This window comes from Streptomyces sp. NPDC014676, from assembly GCF_043084105.1.
GTDB lineage: Bacteria > Actinomycetota > Actinomycetes > Streptomycetales > Streptomycetaceae > Streptomyces.
Genome location: NZ_JBIBZI010000040.1, coordinates 1 through 7,285 on the forward strand (window position 1 = coordinate 1; position 7,285 = coordinate 7,285).

Genomic DNA, 7,285 nt, shown 5'->3' on the forward strand with positions numbered 1-7,285 from the left:
CGATCCACGGCCGCGACTGACGCTTCCCCACGCCCCGACCAACGAGCAGACCAGCGGACGGTTACTTGATCAACAACTTCTGTTAGGAACTCTAAACCCACTCGACTCCGAGTTCGGCGAGTGCGGTGCGCTGGTCGTGGGTTAGTTTGTCGCGGCGGGTCTTGGTATTCGATGGCCATACGCCGAGCTTGTGCTGCTGTTCTGGCCGTCGATGACGACGCGTTCGACGTGTCCCCTTGGCATTGAGCATCGTCCAACCTGAATTCGCTGGTCACGGGGCTGGCGTGGGCGGGGGCTGGGATGCTCGTACCGGTCGGGGCGTGATCGGTAACAGGTGATCACCCGGCGCCTTGCCGGTTCGCCGGAATCACGGTGCCGGATCCGGAGTGCCTCGTAGGCTCCGAGGAGAGCCGGGTGGAAGGGGGCTGCTGGTGGCGGACGTGCTGGTCTGGGTGATGCAGCGAAGGGTGGTGTTGGCCGATCGCGCCGAACGGTTGCGCAAGGAACTCGCCGAGATCGATGCCGAGGTGGCCCGGCTGGAGGCCGCCGAGGTGGTGATCGGACAGTTCATCGAGACCGAGCGGAGCGGGCAGGCCGACGACCCGGCCGTGGCTGAGGAGTTGGAGCGGGTGACGACTCCGGGTGCGGGCGGGATGCTGCTGGTCCCGCACCGCGAGCCGGGCATGGACGAGAGCGCGCTGCCCGCCGACTACCAGGCGATCATGAAGATCGTGGCCGCGGCCTCGGAGCCGGCCCCGGCCAAGGACGTCAGCGTCCAACTCGGCAGGGGCACCCAGCCCAGGCAGGTCGAACCGGTACGTGACAAGCTCAGGCGCCTGGCGGACCGAGGCTGGTTGCACCGCACCCCCGCCGGCCGCTTCACCGCCCTGCCGCGGTCGTCCGTCTGACCGGCCGCGGCCTGATTCCGGCGTAACGTGCATGCCCCCGGCTGGAGTTGGGGATTCCATGCGAAAGAACACCAGCCCCGCCGAGGGCACTGAGGGGCTTGTCTACCAGTGCCGCCTGCCGCTGTCGAGCGCCACCCTGGACCTGGTTGCCGGCCTGGTCCGCGGTCACCTGAAGAAGATCCGCTCCCGCTGGCGCAAGCTCCCGCCCGGCCGGATCGCCCTGATCGTCCTGGCGGTCCTCCGGTACGACCAGCGGCTTTCCGACATGGCGGGCGGCAACGGCGTCTCCGCCTCCACCGTGCGCCGCTGGCTGCTGGAAGTAATCGGCCTGTTGTCGGCCCGTGCCCCGTGCCTGGACCGCGTCCTGAAGAAATCGCCCGGAAGGGTGGCGTCGTCGTCCTGCTCGACGGCACCCTGGTGCGCACCCGCCGACGCACCGGGGACGAGAACCGGCCGAACTACAGCGGGAAGCACAAGGCTCACGGCCTGCTGTTCCTCGCCCTAACCGACGAGGCGGGCAACCTGGTCTGGATCTCGGCGGCGAAGCCAGGGCGCTCCAGCGAGATCACCGCCGCCCGCCACAACAGGATCACTACCCGTCTGCGGGAGGCCCGCCTGGGTGCTCTGGCCGATCTCGGCTTCGTCGGTCTGGACGACGACCCCGACGACCCGGTCATCGTCACCGGCCGGCGGGCGACCCGCGGCCATCCGCTCACCGACGCCCAGAAGGAGGCGAACCGGCTGGTCAGCCGCGAGCGAGCAGCGAACGAGCACGGCTTCACCGACCTGAAGAACTGGCGGATCCTCACCAAGGTCCGCATGAACGCCCGACACGCAACCACGCTACTGCGGGCTCTCCTCGTGCTGACGAACGCCGAGATCCAACGCTGACGGACGACCACCCAATGCTGCGAAGTCAAGGCGTCGCGGCCGGCGCGAGCACCCCAACCTCGGCCCACGCCAGCCCCGCGACCTGCAGCTTCAGGCTGGACGATGCCCATTGTCAGTGCGGTGCGCTTCACTGCCCGCCATGGAGCTCACGTAAGCGACCGTCACCGATCTGCTGGCCCGACTCGGCCCGCAGGACGGCTACCTGTACCTGCCCAGTGACCTGGACCCGCAGGAGCTGACCGACCTGCTCGACGGCAGGTACGGTGCCCCGCGCACCCTCGTCCTCGACGGCTTCACCGACCCGACGGTCGACGAGTCCAGGGGCGCGGCTCTCCTCGTCCCCTTCGAGGACCGGGCCGTGACGATACGGGCGTGGGCGTACGGGGATCAGTGGATCGGCACGGGTACGGCGCGGGACGCCGAGGGGGCCGAGCGGCCGGTGCTGGTGGTCGCTCACCGGGAGGTGCCGGAACCCTTGGCGGTCACTCCGGACGAGGACGTCGACTGGATGGAGCGGCTCAGACGAATCACCGGCTGGACACAGCCCGCCCAACGGCCGGACGTGGACTGGGCGGAGGTGGAGTCGCGCCTGGGCACCGCGCTGCCGAGCGACTACAAGCGCATGGTCGAGACGTTCGGCGAGGGCGCCTTCGACGGATTCCTGAACCTGATCCAGGAGCCGTGGACGAATCTCAGGGAGGACGGTCTGCTCATCTGGGCGGGCACTGAGCACGAGAACCTGTACTGCTGGAGAGCCGACGGCGACGACCCCGACCGTTGGCCCGTCGTGGTCCAGTCCTTCGACGGCGAGGACGTCCCCTTCGACTGCCAGGCAGCGGAGTTCGTCTGCCGCATCCTCGTCGACCCGCACCATCCGTTCACGATGGCCCGCTATTTCGATACCCACTGGTTCATGAACTACCGGGAGAGCGGCTGACCGAACCCCGCTGCCAACGGCCCCGACTCTCCTCGGAGCCTACGAGGCACTCCGGGCCCGGCATCGTGATTCCGGCGAACCGGCAAGGCGCCGGATGATCACCTGCTACCGATCACGCCCCCGACCGGCACGAGCACCTCAGCCCCCGCCCACGCCAGCCCCGTGACCAGCGAATTCAGGTTGGACAACGCTCAATGGCGCAGCGCTCCGAAAGCGACGACTCGTTGAGCCACCCATGAGCCCGTGGATCCCGCTTGCCGCCACCGTCGGCGTCGCCCTCATCTCCAACGCCTCCTTGGTCGACGCCGCAACCCCGACCGCCACCACGCGTTGATCACTCGTAGGCGGCAATCCCGCTGAAAGCCCTGCGTACCAGGCCTCGCCGCACCACACTCCTGTCACACCACCACCCGCCCACCCGAGGGGGAACCCATGGCCAGCAACCCGTACTTCAGTGCGCCGCTCGTGCCGGCCCGACCGCGCATGTTCAACAACACGCTCGCGAAGGTGATCTGGACGCTCGTTCCTGTCGTCACTGTCAGCCTCTGCGCCGCCGTCCCCTTCGTCGTCGCCGCGGTCAAGGGCGTAGTGAAGCCGTGGCTGGCCATTACCTACGTCATCGCCGAGATCGTGGTGCTGGTCCTCGCGACCGTGCTCGACCCGAAGGGCGACGCCACCAGCCCGGTCGCCGGCCTCCTGCTGATCCTGCTGATCATCACGGCTGCGACGCACACCGCGCTCCTCGACAACGACAAGATCAGCATCGGCAAGTAGCCTGCGGACAGAGCCCACGGGCTGACCGTAGACCAGATTGGGGAGTGGCTGGCCATGCTGTGGCCGACCATTCTCCAGCCAGCATTACGCCCACTCGACTCCCAGCTTCCGCAGGGCGGCGAGTTGCTCCGCCGTGAGTTTGTCGCGGCGGGTCTTGGTGTTCGAGATCCATACGCCCAGCTTGACGGTCACCGGCTCCGCCCCGCCGTCGACCGCGATCTCCTCAACGTGACCGCGCGGTACGGGCCGGTCGGCCCCTTCCCGCTCGATCCACTGTGTGAGGGCGGCCAGGCCGCGCTGGAAGGCTTGCTGCGCCTTGCTCGACCCCTTCGCCGCGCGTATGGCTGCCGGGGCGGGAGCCGGCGCCTCGGCGGGCTGGACGCCCAGCTGGGACAGCCGCTCCTGCTGCTCGGGCAGGAGCTGCGCCCAGGTGCCCGGCTGCTTCTGCCGTTGGAGCCACCGCCCGATGTCGTCACCGTCGAACAGCACGCCGGGCTGGATCTCGGGCAGGCTGCCGTCGGCGTCGACCAGGTCCGCGAGCACGCGGTAGTGGCGCTGCCAGTCCAGCGGCCACGGGCAGCCCCAGTCCGGGTCGATCGCCGTCAGCTGCTCCGCGCGCTCCCTGGCCCGCTCCGGGTCCTTCCCGAGGCCGCCCTTCCGGCGGAGGTTGGCCATGTGCTGACCGACCGGCACCATCGCCTCGCCTTCGCCCCAGACTGCATCCTGTCGTGGGGCGAGGTGCCCGGTGGTCCGCCGGTAGGTCCGGAACACGGCGAGCTTCCTCTCCCAAGCTTCTTCGCCGGGTTCCCAGACCATCCCGGCCTCGGGTGAGTCGAGCAGTTCCTTGCGGCGCGGCTCCAGCTCCCCGGCCCGCAGCGCCTTTCGCTGCTGGTGCACCCACCTCCCCAGCGGGAACGCCTTTGTCATGCCGACCTCGGTCTCTGTGTCGTACGGGACGGCGTACAGGCCGGTGATCTCGTTCTCCGCCCGCCACCGGATGAGCGCCTGGTAGCCCTCCAGCCACACCAACGACTCCGGCCGATATACCCGGGTGCGCAGGAAAGCGGCGATGGTCGCCGCGTCCCTCGGAGTGGAGAAGTGCAGCAGGGCCGATTCGGCGGCGGCCTGGGTGTCGTCGTGCTCCTGGTCCTCGCCGTCGTCCTCGCCGCCGGCTCCGACGATCCGCCCGTCTTCGTCGCGCCGGAGGTGGATCTTGCGCTTGCCGCTGGTGAGGGCGCGGGAGGCGAGCTGTTCGATAAGTCGTTCATCATGACTGCGCAGGCCCTGCAAAACGGCTACGAGGGGGCGGAACGAGGCGCTGGCGATCATGTCGGTGGGGTCCTCGCCGGGTTCCAGGAAGACCGGCACGATGATCCTGGCCACCTTGGTGGACCCATCGCGGTTTAGGCGGAGCGCGCGGCCGATGTTCTGCACGATCTCGACCTGTGAGCCGCGGGTGTCGGCGAAGCAGACGGCCTCGACTCCTCGCTCGCCGGTGATGTCGACGCCTTCGCCGAGGACGCGGCAGCTGGCGAGGAAGGCGCGGTGTACCCGCCGGCCCGTGGCGTCGATGCCGCCTGCGAACTGGCGCAGGACTTCCCGCCGCTCGGTGACGAGGTGGTCGCCGCACAGCCACGCCGACCACACCCTCTCCGGGGGTACGTGCCGTCCGGCCTCGAGCTCGTAGAAAGCCGCGTCGATCGACGACGCCGGGAGCTTCTCCGCGGCCGTCAGGTCCGCGTCCGAGACGTCGCCTGCATACAGCTCGGCAGCGGTCTGCGGCAGCTTCCCCGCGAACGCGGCGGCTTCCTCGACCTTCTGGTGGAACGTCATGACCGTACGCAGGTTCCACTTCGCGGCGTGCTCCAGGAGCGCGGTCTGCAGCAGGGCCAGGCGCCGGCCCCGCCGTGCCTCCTCGGACTCCCCGAGCATGGGGGAGGGGTCGCGGATCTCAAGCACGTCGATCTCGAACCCAGCGAGGATGCCCCGCTCGATGGCCTCCGACAGGCCCAGTTCGGCGATCCACGGCCCGTACGTCTTAGAGTCCTGGCCCATCGACGCCAGCTCCACCTCCTGACCGTCCGCGCCCTTCTGCGGGCGGGGTGAGGCCAGGATGCGCGGGGTGGCGGTCAGGTAGAGCCGGTAGTCGGCCGGGATGCGGGCGTTGTCGTGGATCGCCGCCCACGGCCGACCAAGCTCCCCCGCGGTCGAGTGGGCTTCGTCCACGATGGCGAGGTCGAACGGGGCCATCTGCTGCCCGTACAGCCGCTCCCCACCCGCCAGAGCGGCCTCCAGCGGCCCACGCACCTTGCCCTGGCCCTCGGGTGCGTCGATGTCCTCGCGGTCCACCAGGGAGGCGTACGTGGCGAACACCACCACCGGCCCGGACCCGGCCCACAGGGCGAGCTGGATCGGGTTGGTGGTGGTGCGCACCCCCAGCTCGTTCAGTACCGGGTCACTCTCCAGCGAGCACACCGCGACCATCGGGGCCCGGTGGCCCACTGCCCGCCACGCCTGGGCGGTCTGCACGAGCAGGTCCAGAGTGGGCACGGTCACCAGGATCCGCCCGCCCGGGAAGCACTCCAGCGCGCACGCAGCCGCCGTGATCGTTTTCCCGGATCCGGTCGCGGACACGATCGTGCCCCGCGCATCCTCCGACGGTACAGATGATCCTGCAGGGAATCCCACCCATCTACGGAAAGCTGTTTTCTGAGCCACCTGGTGTTCCCGAAGCTGAATACCCAGCATTCTCAAGCCCTCCCTCTGACTTATTTCTCACTCGCTTCAGGAATCACTGAGACGGCGTGAAGGGCGGGACGGACACCGTACCGTCCTCGCCTACCACGATCCGCTCGGCGAGCTGGGCCAGGACCTGAGAGACAGGCAGCCCAGCCCGGTAGGCCACCGCCCGGAGCGGCCGGCTGGACGCGGCGGACAGCCAGACCTCCGCACGCAGCTCATCCGCTCCCTCCCGCCCCTGTTCCCCGGAGGCGGCCTGCGCGGCAAGCGCATCAGCAAGCCGTTCCTCACGCTCACGAGCCCACACCGAGCCCTGAACATCCTGCTCCGGCTCGTACACACTCCAACCCAGCGCACTCATCAAGTCCCTGACGCGCTGCCACTCAGCATGTTTGGCCAGCCAGGTGACAGCCAACCGCTCCCGGTCCATCTCGAACTTGTAGAAGGAACCGTTCCCCCTCAGCCGCTCCGCGGTTTCCCGCTCACGGACAGCGGCCTCCGCGACCTTCTCCGCAATGGCGGCGGCACCCAGGCCATTCGCCTGACGCCGGACCTGATCCCGCGCCACGTCCTGAGCACTCCACATGCGTCTTCCCTTTTCCGAGAGCGCGGACATCCGGGCCCGCATCAGGTCATTAAGAGGTGTCTCATGCTTTCGCCAATACTACATGTGCATCAAAATGAATGAAGCCGCTACGCCGACATCCGACCCGAACAAGCACACACCTCTTGTAGCCAGCCAGGCCCGCGAAGCGGGCCCCAACGGCCCTGAAGGCGCAGCCGGAAGGACCATCAGGCGGGGGAGCGCAGCGGACCCGCCAACCCGGGCTGCAGCGCAGCGAAAGCCCGGTAGCGGGACGAAGTCCCGCCGCTCCGAGAGCGCAGCGAACGGAGCGTCACCCGGCCTGTGAAGGCCGGGTGAGCGGGACGCGGAGCCTCCCGCCAGCGCTCCCGCGGAGCGGGAGCGCAACCCCCGCGCGCAGCGCGGGGGTTCGCTTGCTCCGGGGCGCAGCCCCGGAGGGACCCGCTCCGCGGG

7 protein-coding genes are annotated in these 7,285 nt (G+C 69.1%); 5 read left to right on the plus strand and 2 right to left on the minus strand.

Annotated features, from left to right (window positions below; genetic code table 11):
- The first annotated feature begins 431 nt into the window (after positions 1-431).
- From ACF1DX_RS38850 to ACF1DX_RS38870, 5 genes are all read left to right on the plus strand, one after another.
- Positions 432-908 (plus strand): hypothetical protein, encoded by a 477-nt coding sequence (locus ACF1DX_RS38850; RefSeq protein ID WP_391795856.1) that lies wholly within the window; start codon positions 432-434, stop codon positions 906-908.
- Positions 909-966: 58 nt separating this feature from the next.
- Complete coding sequence (locus ACF1DX_RS38855; protein ID WP_391795857.1) at positions 967-1,413, plus strand: hypothetical protein; 447 nt, start codon at positions 967-969, stop codon at positions 1,411-1,413.
- Complete coding sequence (locus ACF1DX_RS38860) at positions 1,326-1,799, plus strand: transposase family protein (RefSeq protein ID WP_391795858.1); 474 nt, start codon at positions 1,326-1,328, stop codon at positions 1,797-1,799. The genes ACF1DX_RS38855 and ACF1DX_RS38860 overlap by 88 nt, the downstream gene beginning before the upstream one ends.
- Before the next feature lie 358 nt (positions 1,800-2,157).
- A complete protein-coding gene (locus tag ACF1DX_RS38865) occupies positions 2,158-2,736 on the plus strand; it encodes an SMI1/KNR4 family protein (RefSeq protein WP_391795859.1) in 579 nt (192 codons plus the stop codon).
- 432 nt (positions 2,737-3,168) lie between these two features.
- Positions 3,169-3,510, plus strand: coding sequence for a hypothetical protein (locus ACF1DX_RS38870; RefSeq protein WP_391795860.1), 342 nt, complete (start codon positions 3,169-3,171; stop codon positions 3,508-3,510).
- Between the two features lie 84 nt (positions 3,511-3,594).
- Here ACF1DX_RS38870 and ACF1DX_RS38875 read toward each other — a convergent pair whose 3' ends face one another.
- Both ACF1DX_RS38875 and ACF1DX_RS38880 read right to left on the minus strand, forming a co-directional pair.
- A complete protein-coding gene (locus ACF1DX_RS38875) occupies positions 3,595-6,258 on the minus strand; it encodes a Helicase associated domain protein (RefSeq protein WP_391795861.1) in 2,664 nt (887 codons plus the stop codon).
- A 43-nt stretch (positions 6,259-6,301) separates the two neighbouring features.
- Positions 6,302-6,817, minus strand: a complete 516-nt coding sequence (locus tag ACF1DX_RS38880; RefSeq protein ID WP_391795862.1) for a hypothetical protein — start codon at positions 6,815-6,817, stop codon at positions 6,302-6,304.
- Positions 6,818-7,285 lie beyond the last annotated feature (468 nt).

Coding starts and splice junctions, on each gene's coding strand:
- ACF1DX_RS38855 (WP_391795857.1), top strand. CDS start 967: ATGCGAAAGAACACCAGCCCCGCCGAGGGCACTGAGGGGCTTGTCTAC.
- ACF1DX_RS38870 (WP_391795860.1), top strand. CDS start 3,169: ATGGCCAGCAACCCGTACTTCAGTGCGCCGCTCGTGCCGGCCCGACCG.
- ACF1DX_RS38875 (WP_391795861.1), bottom strand. CDS start 6,258: ATGCTGGGTATTCAGCTTCGGGAACACCAGGTGGCTCAGAAAACAGCT.